This is a genomic window from Flavobacterium sp. GCM10022190 (assembly GCF_042656445.1).
Taxonomy (GTDB): Bacteria; Bacteroidota; Bacteroidia; order Flavobacteriales; family Flavobacteriaceae; genus Flavobacterium; species Flavobacterium nitratireducens.
Genome location: NZ_JBHSOQ010000003.1, coordinates 93,866 through 111,780, shown reverse-complemented (window position 1 = coordinate 111,780; position 17,915 = coordinate 93,866). Strand labels below are relative to the sequence as shown.

Below are 17,915 nucleotides of genomic sequence, written 5' to 3'. Positions count from 1 at the left end.
TCAAGTTTTAAATATTAATACGTCTCAATCTTGATAATATAGTACTATTTGAATACCTAAATCCTTTCAATATCAAGATGTTAAAAAAAACAAATAAACAAACAAATTGTTGTTTATTGGATTGATTTTTTTAAAATTGAAAAAATAATTGATCAGCTTGCCCTGAAAAATAGCTATCGAGTACTTTTTGAAACACAGGATTTGCGTTTTGTGTAGAAGCAAAAGGAGTCATGCAAGAACGTAATTTCAATGTATCTAAATCTCCAAAAATAGCTTCGGTTGATTTTCCTTTCAGACTTTGTAATATCTTTATTTATTCAATAAGTGGTGTACTGTTAAAGTATGTTGAAGAAATTCTTCCGTTTTTTCTAGTATGCAATGGCAGATTATCTTGCAGTAGCACAGGTGGCAGTAGATATAGCTATAGATTAAATCTTTTTGGATCAGGTACAGATGTAAGATAGATTTTCCCCTTTTAATTTAAAATTTCAAAAAGATGTTTGATATCATTGCTTTATCGCTTGTAAATTTACCGAATAGGGAAAGGCAAAATGTGCAATAGGTTCGTGGTTTAGCCATTTGGTTTCATCTTCGGGTTTTAGGATGATAGGCATTCTTTTTTTATAGTTGTGGATTTCGGCCATAAGGGGATTGGCTATAGTGGTAACAATGGTATAGGTGTCTTTTATTTTTCCAGTATTTTTATCTGTCCATTGGGAATATAGTCCGGCGAAGGCAAATAAATCCTGGTTTTCAATTCCAATTTTGTATTTGGTTTTGTTTTTACCTTTTGGATCATGCCATTGCCATTCGTAAAAGCCAGTTGCTATTACTAAGCATCTTTTGTTTATTGCATTTTTAAATGAGGGTTTTTCTTCTATTGTTTCTATTCGAGCGTTTAAAGTCATTTTTTGAATACTGTCATCTTTAGCCCAAGCAGGTATTAATCCCCAATTGTAATGTAGAATTTCTTGTGGATTTTCATCAATAATAATAGGGGTTTTAGGAAATTCAAAGCCATTAAAGTGAGTTGTTGGTTTGAATGTATCCAAATCCTTAATTTTTGCTTTAAAACGCGATTCCACTTCTTTTGGGAATTTAGTTTGTTCCGTATGAAAGCACATCTTTATTGATTTTATTTGATTTTGATTATCAAAGATAAAGAATATTATTGAGATTGAGTTAGGGGACTATTTTAATTGATCAATGGGACATTTTATGTCTGGGCAAGTTGATTTCGTGTGCTTGGGGATAGGGTTTTCGTTGGGTGCTACTGATGTCTTCTTTAATATTTTGTTGGGTTTTATATTGGTCCTTTGCTTCTCTATAACGCGGATCGGGTATAAAGGGCATTTTGGCCATCTTACTAATGGTAATAGTGGGGAAGTAGTAATCTACCTCAACAGTACCTAGTAATAAATAGCAGCCACCACCCTGAAAAGGAAATTGCTGTAAATTATCAGGAAAATGAACAGTGTCAAAATAGCTACCTTCATTGTCTATCCAGGTACCGAAATACATAGTGCCTCTTTTAGTGGGTACCTGTTTTCGAGAAATGAGATAGGCGAGCATTTTAACTGTTTTTTTGTGATGGTTGACAAGGTCTTTGGCCATAACCGAACCTCTGTACGTCGTTTGCAAAAGATCAAAAGGAGAGCAGGAGACAGGAAAACTCAGTAGTTCAATTTCATCGAAGGCATCTTCAAAAGCAGAACGTTCCAATACGGGTAGTTTATATTCTTTTAGAGGCTCTTGAATAAGCATCAAATTTCGGTTATCCGGATTGAAGTTTACTAGTATCATTCGAGCTGTTACCAGCAATTGATTTTTTGTTTTACTTGTAAAACGAAATGCACCAATGAAAATTAGTATTTGAATCCCTTCAATACCTATAGGAATACGATTGATAAAATCTTCCAATGATAGGTAATCCCCATTTTTTTCTCTTTCTTTTACTATAAAATGAGCCATTTTTGTTTCCAATCCTTCCAGATGCATCAGTCCCAGATAGACATCAGTCCCGTATAAAGTGGTTTCATATTCGCTTTTGTTTACACAAGGATTATGAATAGTTGCCCCAGACATTCTGGCTTCGTGAACATAAACTTCAGTACGGTAAAATCCCCCTTGATTATTAATCACAGCGACCATGAATTCGATAGGATAATATACCTTAAGATACAGACTCTGATAACTTTCTACAGCATAAGAAGCAGAGTGGGCTTTACAAAAAGAATAACCGGCAAAGGATTCAATCTGGCGATAGATTTCTTCACTAAGTTTTTGGGGATGTCCTTTTTTGAGGCAACTGGCAAAGAAATTTTCTTTGACTTTTTGTAGGGCAGCTTTAGAGCGTCCTTTACCACTCATCGCACGGCGTAGGATATCACCATCAGCCGCTGGGAGACCTCCATAATGTAAAGCAATTTTAATGACATCTTCCTGATATACCATAATACCATAGGTTTCATCAAGCTGCTCCTTAAAGACCTCATGAAAATATTCAAATTTGTCAGGATAGTTGTGTCGGAATATGTATTCTTTCATCATTCCGGATTGTGCAACTCCGGGACGAATAATAGAAGAAGCAGCTACAAGTGTTTTATAATTATCACATTTAAGACGACGCAGTAATCCTCGCATGGCTGGGCTTTCAATGTAAAAACATCCAATTGTTTTGCCCTGGGCTAAATAGGTATTCGCTAAAGCTTCATCTTTTGAAATTGATGTATCTCTAATATTAAGCCGAATACCTCTGTTTTTTTCGATAAGTTTTACACTGTCATCAATATGCCCAATACCGCGTTGACTTAGAATATCAAATTTTTCAAAACCAATATCTTCGGCAATATGCATGTCAAAGAGTACAATTGGAAATCCTTTAGGAGGCATTTCTAAAGGGGTATAATTAGTTATGGGTTCTTCTGAAATTAAGATGCCACAGGAATGCATGCTTCTTTGATTAGGATACTTTTCTAAAAGCAAGCCATACTCCTGAACCAATTTGACAACGGAATTGGAATCATGGAGAGCTATTGGGTTTTTAGCAAGAACATCCAGTTCTTCCTTCGGCAAACCAAAAACTTTACCCACTTCACGGAAAATCGAACGGTATTTGAATTCCACATTTGTGCCACAAAAAGCAACATGTTCCGAACCATAGCGATTGAATATATATTCCAGTATGACATCTCGTTCTTTCCATGACCAATCGATATCAAAATCAGGTGGTGACTTTCGATTCACGTTCAGAAAGCGCTCAAAATACAGGTCTAATTCAATAGGGCAAATGTCTGTAATACCCAGACAATAACTTACAATACTATTAGCACCACTTCCACGACCAATATGGAGAAAGCCACGACTGTTGCTATAGCGAATGATATCCCAGGTAATCAAAAAGTAACCGCTGAACTCCAATTCCTCAATTACCTTTAATTCCTTCTCGACTCTGGCCTTTGCCTGAGAGTTATTCGTACCATAGCGCCATAAAAGTCCTTGTTGGGCTAAACTGCTCAGCAAAGCCATATCATTCTTTCTACTGTTGGTATAAAATTTTTTGTTTTTTGGAGTCTTAAAATCAAATTCGAAATTACAATCTCGGATGATATTCGCTGTATTATTTAGTATGTCTGGGTATTCTTTAAATTTTTCTACTAATTCTTCCAAAGGAAGCATCACTTCCGAAGTCCTGCAATAATCTTCTGGGCTAAGTTTAGAAAGAATACAATTGGTATCGATAGCCCTAAGAATCTTATGGAGGTTGAATTCTTTTTTAGTACGAAAAGTGACAGGCTGTAGCACTACCATTTTATGCTGCTTTGCTTTCCATTGTTCTTGGAATAGCTTAGGAAGTTGTTCCAAACGAATCCCAATGTATTCGTTTTCTTTTAAGCGATCAGGTACATTCTCCATTGGATATATGATAAATACCTCGTCCAAATCGGGTGCGCAAAGTGGCAATACTGTGTTATCAAAATTATGTTGGGTTAGAAAACGATTCATTTCAGAGAGACCTTTTGCACTTTTGGCCAGTCCAATATAACGAAGCTGATTTTCAGAGCGAAATTCGATTCCCACCAGTGGTTTTATGTTTACTTCCTTACAGGCTTTTATAAAATCATAGATTCCGGTCACGGTGTTAATATCCGTAAGCGCCATAGCTTTCACATTAGATCCAGTAGCCTGTTCAACTAGATCAGAAAGCGGTATAGTACCGTAGTGAAGAGAGTGAAACGAATGACAATTGAGGTACATGATTTGAGTTGTGAGTCGAGAGTAATGGATTTGATAATTTGGTTATTCGTTTATTATTTATTCTTTAGGGATTCGTTTTAAGATTTCAGCTTTATTATTGGGTTTAAAAGTGGCACCTGCACAGCGCATAACGGCATCAAAGCCGTATCGGCTCTTCAAACGGTCCATAGTTTGATAGAGAGAAAGCATTTCCTCTGTATCTTCAAAGAGGTTAATTTGATAGGTACCACGAACGAGTCCGCTAAAGCGTATTCCGATTAATCGAAGCCGCATGCGACGTTGGTATAATTTATCAAATAAATCGATGATGTTTTTAGTTAAAATATGATCTGCAGAGGTATAAGGAATTCTGCACTGTTTGGTTTCGGTATCGAAATTAGCGTATCGTATTTTAATGACAACTGTTGAGGTTAGCCATTGCTCGGAGCGTAATTGGAAAGCCAGTTTTTCTACCATACCCACTAAAATTGATTTCAGTTTCGGGATATCAATAGTATCCTCTACAAAGGTATGTTCTGTAGATATTGATTTTCGTTCCGTGTAAGGCTCAACAGGAGTGTTGTCGATACCGTTTGCTTTTTTCCACAATTCAAGACCATTTTTGCCAATCATTCGTTGGAGTACTTCAGCAGGCATTTCAGATAATGTTTGAATGGTGCGTATACCAATACGGGATAAGAGTTGAAAGGTTACATCGCCCACCATAGGGATTTTTTGAATCGATAACGGATTCAGGAAAAGTTGTACCTTATTTTCAGGTATCTCCAGATTTCCTTTTGGTTTTGCTTCACCGGTACCAATTTTGGATACAGTTTTGTTGACAGACAATGCAAAGCTTATTGGAAGTCCCGTTTCTTTGGTTATAGACTGAGCAAGTTCATTCGTCCACTTATAGGCTCCATAGAATTTATCCATTCCGGTAATATCAAGATAGAATTCATCAATGCTGGCTTTTTCAACGATTGGAGCTTTTTCCTGAATAACTTCGGTAACATCATGAGATAATTTCGAATACAATTCCATATCACCTTTCATTACTTTTGCCTGTGGACAAAGTCGAAGTGCCATTTTAATAGGCATGGCCGAGCGTACTCCAAAAGTTCGGGCTTCATAGGAACAGGAGGCAACCACACCACGATCCCCACCGCCAATAATCAAAGGAATTCCCTCTAATTTTGAATTAGTTAGCCTTTCGCAAGACACGAAAAAAGTGTCTAAATCCATGTGTACAATTGCCCTGGTCATCCACTCAAATTTTAGATTGAAAATATATTTTGCAAAATTAATACGGATTGATATAATTTGTATTATTTTTGGTGATATAAATTGTATCAAAAAATAATTATGAATTTATTTGCGGATAATCTGAGGTATTTGAGAGGGCGTAAAAAATTATCGCAACAGAAAATTGCTAATGATTTGCTGATTAGTCGTGGACAGTATCAAAAGTATGAAGACGGTGTTTCTGAAGCACCTTATCAAGTTTTGATCCGTATTTCAAAGTACTACAATGTGACAATGGATTTGCTTTTAACAGCCGATTTGAAGAAAGTAGGGCTCGATGAAATGATAAAGATAGGGCAGAACCGAATGTTACTTCCTATCCGGGTTGATGCTGACAACAATGATGTGATAGAAATTGTACCACAAGCTGCCAAAGCAGGTTATACTGCTGGTTATTCCGATCCCGAATACATTGGCAACTTACCCATACTATCCCTTCCTTTTTTGGGTACGGGTAAGCACCGGGCTTTTCCCGTTGAAGGTGATTCGATGCCACCTCATGAAGATGGATCTTTTATCGTTGGCAAGTATGTGGAGAACTATGGTGAAATACGAGATGGCCGAACTTATATTGTAGTCACCAAAGACGATGGAATAGTCTATAAGCGACTGAACAAAAACGGCAAAAATGTTTTAATGCTACATTCAGACAATACATTTTACGAACCATACCAACTCAAAGTATCTGATATTCTGGAAATATGGGAATATGTCTGCAATATTGGACGCAACGACCAGAAAAACGAATATACTACAGATACTGTTACTTCATTATTACTTGATATGCGAAAGGAAATAAGAGAAGTTAAGGCTAAGATTCAATAGTGATTTGCCAAGCAAAATACTTTTAAGATATATTAAATTCAAAGTGATATCTTTATTATGATTAAATTTTACCGCTATAACAGTAATTATCATTAGGATTTCTTTCAGTTTATAGATAATCGTTGTTGTATTGTATTTTTTTACTGGTATAGCAGTAAAATTTATAATTTATTCCTGTTTTTATCCTTTTGTATTTTAAAATTGTTTATTTTTACCGTAAAAACAGTAAAAAATGGCTAATTACAATTTAGGTGCGTTAATTAAAGAGCATCGCAAAATGGCGGGGCTTACACAACTTGAGTTAGCCAACTTGGCAGGAGTAGGGAAGACCACCGTTTTCGATATTGAAAAAAATAAAGAAACAGTTCGTTGGAACAATCTTTTAGCAGTTCTCCGTGTGTTGAATATTAAAGTAGAATTCAAAAGTCCGTTAACTAAATAATCATGAGAAAAGCAATCGTATTGGTACACGGAAAGAGAGCTGGGATTTTAACAGAAATAACTTCAAATAATTATCATTTCGAGTATGATGAAAATTATGAAGGTGATGCCGTTTCATTGACAATGCCTGTAAGTCACAAAAAGTACGATTATAAATCCTTTCCTCCATTTTTTGAAGGTTTATTACCTGAAGGTGTCATGTTAGAAGGATTACTACGCATTGTAAAAATTGACAAAAAAGATTATTTCTCTCAATTAATAGCAACTGGAAATGATTTAGTAGGAGCAGTAACCGTTAAATTGATGGAAGATGAATAGATGTCCTATTACTTATGAATTATGCGGAACAGATAAGTACAGTGAAAAAGGGCTTCGAATGATAGCTCCTAAATTGACTTACTTAAATGATTTACCCTATACGGCAGTTGAACTTCGTCAGGAAGCCGCTAACAGAGCTAAAAAGTTATCCATACAAGGAGTACAACCAAAGCTTAGTGCAGCTATTTCAATAGTGGATCAGGAATTTAAAATAGTGGATCAATTAGGAACTTACATTATAAAACCACAGAATGACTTATTTTCACAATTACCAGAAAATGAAGATGTAACGATGCGAATGGCTAAAGCTTTTGGTTTAGAAGTTCCTTTTCACGGTATGGTGTATGCTAAAGACGGTAGTTTGTCATATTTTATTAAGCGTTTTGATCGTTATGGAAAAGGAAATAAGTTAGCAACAGAAGATTTTGCTCAATTAACAGGAAATACACGAGATACAAAATACCGTTTTACAATGGAGAAATTGATTCCGGTACTTGATGAGTACTGTTCTTTTCCTGCTATTGAAAAAGCGGATTTTTTTAAAAGAATACTTTTTTGTTTTGTCACCGGAAATGAAGATATGCATTTGAAAAACTTTTCGCTGATAACCAAAAATGGGAAAACAACACTAGCTCCTGTCTATGATTTTTTAAATTCTACAATAGCAATTAAAAATCCTGAAGAAGAAATAGCACTTAGTTTAAAAGGAAAGAAAAGTAATTTGAAGGCTTCCGATTTTGTAGAATACTATGCAAAAGATAGATTGCAACTCAATGGAAAAACAATTGAAATAATTTTGCAACAAATGTGGCAAGTGATTCCAAAATGGAAAGAACTGCTTGAAATCTCTTTTTTATCAGAGGATATGAAAGAAAAATATTTAAATTTATTGGAAATCAAAACAGAAAAATTCAAATAGTCCATCTTAAAAAAATACGGTGATTAAGTTATTTATACAACTCTAGCGTAAAATCCAATACAATTAATATTCTAATCGTTTTTTATATTTTATTTTAAACTAGCTCTTGTAGTTTTAAAACTGGCCAATGCTGCTTCAGTATTTTCAACAACATCTTGTGTCAAAATTTCAGAATCAGGTATATTATATCTATCGGCAAGGGATTTATCTTTTAGCCATGTGACGTCAAACTGTTTTTATCTTCCCCTATTATATTATTATAAGTAAGCTTTCTCCATCGTCCTTCCAGTTTGAGCAGGATAGTAATAATCTTAAATTTTAGATGTAATTGTGATTTTAATTTCTAAATCATTTTGATAAAAATAATGCTAATAACGCTGCCCCCTGTTTATATTAAATAGAAGTATAAGTTTATTTTAAAATATAGCACTTTTATTTTTGTTAATATAATTTTTTAAATATATATTTGTTCTATCAAATTAGTAGAATTAAAAATTTAAAATCAACACTATGAAAAACATTTTATTGTTAACATTTAAAACTTCGACTTCCTCTATTTTCAACATCATATGTAGTTACTGTAGTTATGAATCTTATTTCTTTCAGCTCATGTGATTTTTAAAAACTTAAAATAAATAGAAAAAGTAAACAATAATAATTACAATCTAAAAGAAATAATATCGATAAGAGATTATGTTGTAAATAAAAAAGCCATTTCTGCGGCTACAGAAATGGCAAGTTTAAAAAAGAAATGTTCATCTCAGAAAAGGAAAAAAGAAAGTTGATAAAATCAGCCTTCAGGCTCCTTATTATTTAAACCGAAACAAAGTAATGAAAAAAAAATTAAAAATAAATTTTTGGCTCGCTGTTTTTCTAGTTTCACTAGGAATTAGCGCACAAAGCATAAAACCCACAATAAATTCCACCCTTGATGGTGTAGTTATAGACCAAATTACAAAACAACCCATCCCAGGGGTTAACGTTCAAATTAAAGGAATAACACATAGTGTTATTACTGATTTAGACGGGAAATTTAGTTTTCAAACAGGACAAAGTTTTCCTTACACATTGGTTATTACCTCTATAGGTTACATTAGCAAAGAACAAGTTGTTAATGACAAGTTCATACAAATTGCATTAAAAGAGGATGTAAAGGAGCTGAATGAAGTGGTTGTTATTGGCTATGGAACTACTTCCAAAAAAGACTATACAGGAGCAGCCGAAACCGTTTCTACTCAGGCGTTGCGATCTACTCAGCGTAGTTTAGAGAGCGCACTCCAAGGCTCGGTTGCGGGGGTCAATGTGACTCAAACATCGGGTCAGCCTGGAGCAGGATTGAGTATTAGAGTTCGTGGAGGAAGTTCGATACAAGGAGGAAACGAGCCGCTTTATGTTATTGATGGTTTTCCAATTTACAACTCAGATGTAACCTCAGGTGTTTTGAGCGGTAGTCCGACTAATCCACTTTCGGCAATAAACCCTGCAGATATTGAGTCAATTACAGTTTTAAAAGACGCTTCTTCTACCGCTATTTACGGTTCCAGAGGGGCAAATGGAGTAGTAATTGTTACTACTAAGAAAGGAAAATCGAATATCATGGCCGTAAATTACGAATACTCTTTAGGGCAACAAGAAGTTCGTAAAAAAGTATCAGTATTAGATGCTGCGGGTTTTTCCAGACTTAGAAATGCAGCTTTATATGATACTAATCCGGCGGGAGGGACTAACCAATACTTATCAGATGCTCAAATAGCGCAATTAGGAAAAGGGGTGGATTGGCAGGATGCCGCTTTTAGAACTGCCCAAACTCAAAATCATCAGTTGAGTGTTTCTGGGGGTAACAACCAAACTAAATATGCCATTTCCGGGAATTATTACAATCAGGAAGGAATTATAAAAAACACCGGTTTTGAACGGTTGAGTGGGCGAATTAATTTGAATTCAAAATTAAGTGATAAATCAAGATTTGGAGTGAATCTTTCAGTAGCTGAAACCAAGTCTAAAGTGGCACCATCAGGGTTGATAACGGCTTTATTAAGTATGCCACCTACAGCTACAATTTATGAAAGTGATGGTACTTATACATTAAGGAATCCTTTTGAAAACATCTTTTCAAATCCAATTGCTACTTTAAATGAACGTAAAAATCAAGCAGTAAACACAAGAATTTTAGGAACTGTTTTTGGCGAATATGATGTATTGGAAAATTTAGTACTGAAAGTTTCTTTTGGTGCCGATCTTCTGGCGAACAAAGAAACTACTTATATTCCTTCTACTATTTATGAAGGTTTAATCACTAATGGTGAGGCAAAAATAGGAAATGCTAATAACAAAACCTGGTTGAACGAGAATACCTTGACTTATACTAAAGTATTTTCAAATGTACATAGTTTTAATCTTTTGGCGGGTTATACACAGCAAAGTTCAACCAGAGATTTTGTTACTACAGGATCACAACAGTTTGTAAATGATGTAACAGGTTCTTATAGTTTGCAAAGTGGAAATTTAGCATTGATTCCTACTTCTGGTGAAAGTACATGGGCATTGAATTCGTATTTGTCAAGGTTAAATTATAATTATGATTCCAAATATTATTTGACTGCAAGTATTAGAGCTGATGGTTCTTCCCGATTTGGTAAAAACAACAAATGGGGTTATTTTCCATCAGTAGCGGCAGCTTGGCAAATTGACAGAGAGAACTTTTTTAGTCCGGTTTCTAATGTAATCAATAGTTTGAAATTGAGAACAAGTTACGGATCAACAGGTAACCAGGAAATTGGGGAATACCAATCGTTATCTACATTGAGTAGTGTGAAATATCTTTTTGGTGACCAAATTTATACTGGGTTTACACCAACAAGAATTGCAAATGACGACTTAGGATGGGAATTAACCAATCAGTTTGATGCAGGAATAGATTTAGGGATTTTTAGTAATAAAGTCATTCTTACGCTTGACGCTTACCGCAAAACAACTAAGAATTTATTGTTAGATGTTCAAATCCCATATACTAGTGGATTTACATCTTCATTACAAAATTTTGGTTCAGTACAAAATCAAGGAATTGAATTAGGAATTAATTCTTCTTTAAGTAATAGTAATTTGTCATGGACTTCTAATTTTAATATTGCTTTCAATAAAAATAAAGTTTTGGCTCTAGGTAATAATGCCGAATTCTACACTTTTGGTAATTACATTTTAAAAGTGGGTGACCCTTTAGGTTCATTTTATGGTGCAGTAACTGATGGGATTTTGCAAACTGCTGATATTGCAACTAAAGGCGTTTTTACTGGAAATGTTACACCTAAAGCTGGTGATCGTTTGTACAAAGACATCAATGGTGATGGTGCATTTACAACTGCTGCTGACAGAACTACTATAGGGAATGCCCAACCTGATTTCACATTTGGATTCTCAAATAACTTTATTTATAAAGGTTTTGAATTGGGTATTATAATACAAGGATCTGTTGGCAATGATATCCTAAACGGGAATTCACAAGCCTTAGAATTGTTCAACGGACAGCAAAATGCGTCAACATCTGCTTTAGATGCTTGGACACCAGCTAATCCAAGTACAACGACTCCACGTGCTAAGTTAGATCCGGCACCCGTATTCTCAAATCGATTTGTAGAAGATGGTTCGTTCGTTCGATTCAAAAACATCACATTGAGCTATAATTTACCTAAAGCACTAATAGAGCAATTTAAATTGACTGCTGTAAAGTTAAGATTGGTAGGAGAGAATCTAATCACATTTACAAACTACAGCGGGTTTGACCCGGAAGTAACTAACGGAAGTTCTATTTCTCCGGGAACAGATACTGGAATTTATCCGGCATCTAAAAGTATTTCGGCAGGTTTAAGTGTAACATTCTAAAAGAAACATCATGAAAAAAATAAGTATACTAAGTTTACTGATTCTTTTTACAATCAGTGCTTGTAATTCTTTGGACGAAGATCCAAAAGCATTTATTGCAGCGAATAATTTTTATAAAACCACAGAAGATGCAGAGGCAGCTGTAATTGCCATTCATAACGCGATGAATAGTGGTACCCATACTTTATACAATCGTTTAATTCAGATTTCGACAGAAATGGCTACGGATGATTATGAAGCAGGACCACGCGCCAGAAATGCGCATGTTAGAGCTTTGTCTAATCTAACGCACGATGCCTCAAATGACCGTATGTTAGAACTTTGGCGTCAAAGTTATGATGGAATCAACAGAGCCAATGTCGCGATTGATAATATTTCAAATAACCCAGCTTTAAGTTCTCAAAAGGATAAGGATTTGGTGAATGAAGCGAAGTTTTTAAGAGCAGTTTTGTATTTCAATTTGGTGCGATGGTTTGGTGATGTACCATTGGTTTTACATGAAACCACAACTTTAACTTCGGAAGCTTTGAATGTTTCCAATACAGCAGAAGCAGCTGTTTATGCCCAAATTGAAAGGGATTTATTGGATGCCGAAGCATTGCCTGTAGTACAGCAAATTAAGGGAAGACCGACATCGGGTGCAGCAAAAAGTATTTTGTCTAAAGTGTATTTGACACAAAAGAAATGGCAACTGGCAGCCGAAAAAAGTAAAGAAGTGATTGATAGTGAAGTATATGATTTGTTCGAAGATTTTGCAGACGTGTTTAATGTTGCCACTAAAAATGGTAAAGAGCATATTTTCTCGGCACAGTTTAAAGGACTGACTAACTGGAATGGAAACATGTTGGCTTCTACATCAGCACCTACTTCTGTACCGGGAATTGCAGGAGATCAGGCCGATGCTTTACACACAGCCGGAGGACTTTTTGAATCTTTTGCTGAAGATGACGCTCGTAAATATGTGACTTTTGCCGTTAAATATGTTAGTCCAACCGATGGAAAAACCTATACCACAACTCCGCATTTTAATAAATATTTTGATCCAACCACACCAGCTTCGCCGGGACAATCGTCAAAAAACACACCGATAATTCGATTTGCTGAGGTATTGTTAATCTATGCCGAAGCAGCAAATGAGTATCAGAACGGACCATCAGCTTTAGCTTATGAAGCGATTGACAGAGTTAGAGAAAGAGCCCACATTCCGTTGCTTTCTGAAATTTTACCAGCTTTAAGTAAAGATGATTTTAGAGAGGCTGTTTTTAATGAGAGAAGAAAAGAATTGGTTTACGAATACCAACGTTGGTTTGATCTGGCACGAAGAGGACCAGATTATTTTGTAGCCCGATTGAAAGCCGCAGGAAAAAACAATGCACAGCCTAAACATGTTCATTTTCCAATTCCACAAAGAGAATTGGATTTAAACCCAAATTTGAAACAAAACTCAGATTGGAAATTATAATTAGACAACTATTTTAAATTGATATAAAATGAAAAAAACTTTTATTACACTAAACCTTTTGCTGGCATTTGGTTTTTTTAGTCAGGCACAAACCAATCCAACAAAGCCTAACATTATTTTGATTATGGTGGATGATATGGGCTATTCTGACTTAGGAAATTATGGCTCCGAAATAAGCACGCCTAATTTGGATAAATTAGCCAAAGAAGGAACACGCTTACGCGAATTTTATAACAACTCGATTTGTGCACCTACAAGAGCTTCGTTATTAACAGGGCAATATCAACATAAAGCGGGTGTTGGTTATTTTGATGTGAACTTAGGATTACCAGCGTATCAAGGCTATTTGAACAAAGAATCACTAACATTAGGAGAGGTGTTTCGCTCAGGTGGTTACAGCACTTTAATGTCAGGAAAATGGCACGTTGGTTCCGAAGATAAAGCCCAGTGGCCTAATCAAAGAGGATTTGATAAGTTTTTTGGAATCTTAAAAGGTGGAGCCAATTATTTTAATACTGATGGATTGCCTTTTGGTAAAACACCCTATCCGGTGGCTTTGATTAGAAATAACGAAGAACTGCATCCTACACCAGATTCTTATTACTTTACAGATGAAATTGGTAACAATGCCGTACAATTTTTGGACGAACAAAACAAAGAAAATAAACCTTTCTTTTTGTACCTGGCTTTTACAGCGCCGCACTGGCCATTACAGGCAAAAGCAGTTGATATTGCTAAATACAGAGGGAAATTTGATGAGGGTTGGGATGCGTTAAGAGAAAAAAGAATCCAGAAATTAAAAGAAAGTGGAATCTTATTACCTAATCAGACCATTGCTCCAAGAGATCCTGAAGTGCCGGAATGGAATAAATTGACCTATGATGAAAAACAATTCTGGAAAGCTAAAATGGAAGTTTACGCAGCAATGGTTGACAACATGGATCAAAATGTTGGAAAAGTTTTGGAGAAATTAAAAGCGTTGAAAAAAGATAAAAATACACTGATTGTTTTCATCTCTGATAATGGAGCACAAGGTGGTTTCAATACTTACAATCCTTTAAGAAGAGGTTTGGTGAAAAACGATGGACCAGTTGGAACTTCGGGTTCATTTGACTATCAGGAACAAAACTGGGCCTATTTGTCTAATACACCTTTGCAAGATTATAAAAATAATATGCACGAAGGTGGCTTTAGTTCTCCTTTTATTGCCTGGTATCCGTCAAAAATTAAGCCGGGTCGTATTGACAAAGGTACAGGACATCTTATTGATTTAGCTCCTACTTTTTACGAATTGGCAGGAATTCAATATCCAAAAGAATTGAACGGTGTAAAATCAAATCCGTTAGTAGGAAAAAGTTTGTTGCCAGTTTTATTTGACGGTGCTTCCGAAGTGAATCGTGGTGCTCCAATATTCTGGGAAAGAGCTGGGAACAGAGCCGTTAGAGAAGGAAAATGGAAGTTGGTTTCTATCTTTCCGTCCTACCAATGGGAATTATACGATTTAGAATCCGATAGAGGAGAAACAACCAATCTGGCACAACAAAATCCAGCAATTGTCAATGATCTTTCGGCTAAATATTTTGATTGGGCTAATAAAACAGGCGTGGTAGAATACAGCAAAATAAGACCAGGAAATGAATTGATTCCTGGTGCGGCTGCAAAGAAATAATGATTTCTCAATAAAGAACTATTATCTTTTAAATTGAGTTCAACTCTTGGTTTGGTTTGTTAGTGTTAGTTAGTAAAAAGGGGCTACTACGGTTGTCCCTTTTACTCTGTTTTATCGATTTTGAAATTGTAATGTAAAATAATATGGTTTGTATTTTAAAATGAAATCCACATGAAAAAGTTAAAGTTTAAAATTAGCATTGCGGCAGTAATTCTGCTTACAGTTATTGGTTATGCTCAGGATGGGAATTCCAATACAATAGCTTTAGAAGTCTTTTATACAAAAATTAATAGCGAAAAAAATCCACAAATCATTGATGCAAGAGGCAAAGAAGAATTTGCTTTAAATCACATTAATGGAGCTGTTAATTTGAATCAGCAATTTGAAAATTATGACGAACATATAGCCAAATTAGATAAATCAAAACCAGTCTTTATTTATTCCATAGGGGCAGGACGAAGTGTTAAACTGGCTGATGAATTACTGAAAAATGGATTTACTGAAGTCTATAGTTTAGAAGGAGGAATAGCGGCTTGGATAGGTGGAGGAAAACCGTTTTATACCAATTCAAAAAGTGTATTGTCAATTGAAGCATACAAAAAAATCATTACTGAGAATAACAGCGTTTTGGTTGATATAGGTTCAAGATATTGCGGACTTTGTAAAAAAGTAAAACCAGTCCTGAAAACGATTCGAGACGAGTACGGTGAAAAAGTAAAAATTGTAGAAATTGATTTGGAAGACAATCCCAATGTCATAGCCGATTTGAAAACGGTAACCGTTTTTCCAACATTGATTTTGTATCAAAACGGCAAAATGGTTTTTAAAAAAGAAGGTTTTGCTGATTTGAAAAAAGAGGTTGATTTGGTTTTTGCTAATTAAAGAGTAAGGTTATGTCGAATTATTATTGATTATGAGTAAAAAAAAATACAGTTCACTTGCTTTGATTGTTTTATCAGGTATATTTTCAGCTTTTGCTCAAGAAAATAAGGCTGTTGCTGTAGTTACTGCAACAAGTTGCGAAGCCATGTGTAAAGCCAATACTTCTAAGAAAGCCTTATTGTTACAATCAATTGCCAACATTTCTACTGAAAATATAACGAAATCAACTGATGGAATGGTCTGGGTTGCAGGAGGCGAATTCAAAATGGGAACCAATGATTATCCCGATGCGCAGCCTGTTCACAGCGTAAGTGTAAAAGGATTTTGGATGGATCAACACGAAGTTACCAATGCACAATTTGAAGCATTTGTAAAAGCGACCAATTATATTACCATTGCCGAAAGGCCTTTAAATCCCGCTGATTATCCCGGAGTTCCTCTTGAAAATTTAGTTCCTGGTTCTGCGGTGTTTTCTCCTCCAACAGCTAAAGTTTCTTTGGGAAATATTCAACAATGGTGGAAATATGTGCCAGGTGCCAATTGGAAACATCCATCTGGTCCTGAAAGTACTATTGTGGGACTTGAAAATTATCCTGTGGTACAAATTAGTTATCCGGATGCTAAGGCTTATGCGGATTGGGCAGGGAAGCGTCTGCCAACAGAGGCCGAATGGGAGTTTGCTGCCCGAGCTGGTAGAGAGCATACTAAATATTATTGGGGTCAGGAATTGAAACCCAATGGGAAATGGCTAGCCAATATTTTTCAGGGAACTTTCCCGAATAACAATACAGCCGAAGACGGTTTTGCAGCCGCCGCACCGGTAAAGTCTTTTCCAAAAAATCCTTTTGGAATCTATGATTTAGAAGGAAATGTATGGGAATGGTGTAACGATTTATACCGTGACGATTATTATAAAACGAGTCCCGGTGATAATCCGCAAGGGCCTTTAGAAAGTCATGATCCGGAAGAACCCGGAGTGGAGAAACACGTGCAAAGAGGTGGTTCTTATTTGTGTAGCGACCAATATTGCATTCGCTATGTGGCAGGTAGCCGAGGAAAAGGGGAAACTACAAGTGCTTGTAATCACTTGGGTTTTCGCTGTGTGAAAGATGCTCAATAGTTTTTGTGTTTTAAAAATATATATAACATTATGAGAAAAAAGATATTATTATTTTTGGTGCTTGTACTTGCAATCGAAACGAGTTCAGCACAGAAGGTGAAGAAAATAAACCTGCATACTGAAATTAAGAAGAACAGACTTCATATTGCAAATAGAATTGCCAGTCCTTTGAATGATAAAAAATACCAAGGACTGCAACTAAACGAAAAGGAAGGCGAAGGAATAGTTTGGCTTCAAAACCAAAATTTCTCAAAAGGAAGTATCGAAATCGATGTGAAGGGGCAGGATGTTTTTCAAAAGAGTTTTCTGGGAATTGCGTTTCACGGTCAAAATGATTCGATTTATGAAGCGGTTTATTTTAGACCCTTTAATTTTTATGCCCAGGATTCCGTGAGAAGAATTCATGCGGTGCAATATATTTCGCATCCAAAGTTCACTTGGGAAAAAGTGAGGAAAGAAAGAAATGCCGAATTTGAAAAAGCAATTCCTAATGCTCCAGATCCTAATGGATGGTTTCATGCGCGAATTGAAATTAGTGCAACCGAAGTAACAGTTTTTGTCGAAAAAAATCCCAATCCAGTACTTCATGTAAAACGCTTAAGCCCTTATTCTGATGGTAAAGTTGGTCTCTTTGTTGGCGATAATTCAGGAGGGAAATTTGCAAATATGAGGATAGTACGATTTAAGAGTTGATAGCCTAAATTAGCTGAAATGTTTTTTTAAACTTTTACAACAGCACCCAGAATGTGGATGCGTTTATAGAAACCCGCTGGAAATTAAAATCCGGAAAGAAATAAAAAGCAAAAGCTCAGGATTGAATTCTTGGGCTTTTTTTGTGGTAATTCTTACCAATGAACGA

At 35.6% G+C, this 17,915-nt stretch carries 14 protein-coding genes; 10 read left to right on the top strand and 4 right to left on the bottom strand.

What is annotated here, in order from left to right:
- Positions 1 to 130 precede the first annotated feature (130 nt).
- The 4 genes from ACFPTQ_RS10735 to dinB all read right to left on the bottom strand — a co-directional run bounded on the left by ACFPTQ_RS10735 (position 131) and on the right by dinB (position 5,502).
- Complete coding sequence (locus ACFPTQ_RS10735) at positions 131 to 307, bottom strand: DUF1810 family protein (protein ID WP_379777985.1); 177 nt, start codon at positions 305 to 307, stop codon at positions 131 to 133.
- A 199-nt stretch (positions 308 to 506) separates the two neighbouring features.
- A complete protein-coding gene (locus ACFPTQ_RS10730) occupies positions 507 to 1,124 on the bottom strand; it encodes an SOS response-associated peptidase (RefSeq protein ID WP_379777396.1) in 618 nt (205 codons plus the stop codon).
- A gap of 79 nt (positions 1,125 to 1,203) precedes the next feature.
- Positions 1,204 to 4,257: a DNA polymerase III subunit alpha gene (locus tag ACFPTQ_RS10725; RefSeq protein ID WP_379777394.1), complete on the bottom strand. Its 3,054-nt coding sequence runs from the start codon at positions 4,255 to 4,257 to the stop codon at positions 1,204 to 1,206.
- A gap of 57 nt (positions 4,258 to 4,314) precedes the next feature.
- A complete protein-coding gene (gene dinB, locus ACFPTQ_RS10720; protein ID WP_379777392.1) occupies positions 4,315 to 5,502 on the bottom strand; it encodes a DNA polymerase IV in 1,188 nt (395 codons plus the stop codon).
- 99 nt (positions 5,503 to 5,601) lie between these two features.
- Between dinB and ACFPTQ_RS10715 the strand changes: the two genes are divergently transcribed.
- The 10 genes from ACFPTQ_RS10715 (at position 5,602) to ACFPTQ_RS10670 (ending at position 17,749) form a co-directional block, all read left to right on the top strand.
- A complete protein-coding gene (locus ACFPTQ_RS10715) occupies positions 5,602 to 6,366 on the top strand; it encodes an XRE family transcriptional regulator (protein ID WP_379777390.1) in 765 nt (254 codons plus the stop codon).
- 232 nt (positions 6,367 to 6,598) lie between these two features.
- Positions 6,599 to 6,808, top strand: coding sequence for a helix-turn-helix domain-containing protein (locus ACFPTQ_RS10710; RefSeq protein ID WP_379777388.1), 210 nt, complete (start codon positions 6,599 to 6,601; stop codon positions 6,806 to 6,808).
- 2 nt (positions 6,809 to 6,810) lie between these two features.
- Positions 6,811 to 7,125, top strand: coding sequence for a HipA N-terminal domain-containing protein (locus ACFPTQ_RS10705; protein ID WP_379777386.1), 315 nt, complete (start codon positions 6,811 to 6,813; stop codon positions 7,123 to 7,125).
- Positions 7,118 to 8,044 (top strand): HipA domain-containing protein, encoded by a 927-nt coding sequence (locus ACFPTQ_RS10700; RefSeq protein ID WP_379777384.1) that lies wholly within the window; start codon positions 7,118 to 7,120, stop codon positions 8,042 to 8,044. The genes ACFPTQ_RS10705 and ACFPTQ_RS10700 overlap by 8 nt, the downstream gene beginning before the upstream one ends.
- An 831-nt stretch (positions 8,045 to 8,875) precedes the next feature.
- Entirely contained in the window at positions 8,876 to 11,923 is a 3,048-nt protein-coding gene (locus tag ACFPTQ_RS10695; protein ID WP_379777382.1) for a SusC/RagA family TonB-linked outer membrane protein, read from the top strand.
- A 10-nt stretch (positions 11,924 to 11,933) separates the two neighbouring features.
- Complete coding sequence (locus ACFPTQ_RS10690) at positions 11,934 to 13,385, top strand: RagB/SusD family nutrient uptake outer membrane protein (protein WP_379777380.1); 1,452 nt, start codon at positions 11,934 to 11,936, stop codon at positions 13,383 to 13,385.
- A gap of 28 nt (positions 13,386 to 13,413) precedes the next feature.
- Positions 13,414 to 15,054: an arylsulfatase gene (locus ACFPTQ_RS10685; RefSeq protein WP_379777378.1), complete on the top strand. Its 1,641-nt coding sequence runs from the start codon at positions 13,414 to 13,416 to the stop codon at positions 15,052 to 15,054.
- A 171-nt stretch (positions 15,055 to 15,225) separates the two neighbouring features.
- Positions 15,226 to 15,936: a thioredoxin domain-containing protein gene (locus ACFPTQ_RS10680; RefSeq protein WP_288835911.1), complete on the top strand. Its 711-nt coding sequence runs from the start codon at positions 15,226 to 15,228 to the stop codon at positions 15,934 to 15,936.
- Positions 15,937 to 15,967: 31 nt separating this feature from the next.
- Positions 15,968 to 17,056: a formylglycine-generating enzyme family protein gene (locus ACFPTQ_RS10675; protein ID WP_379777376.1), complete on the top strand. Its 1,089-nt coding sequence runs from the start codon at positions 15,968 to 15,970 to the stop codon at positions 17,054 to 17,056.
- 30 nt (positions 17,057 to 17,086) lie between these two features.
- Entirely contained in the window at positions 17,087 to 17,749 is a 663-nt protein-coding gene (locus ACFPTQ_RS10670) for a hypothetical protein (protein ID WP_379777374.1), read from the top strand.
- Positions 17,750 to 17,915: the final 166 nt, after the last annotated feature.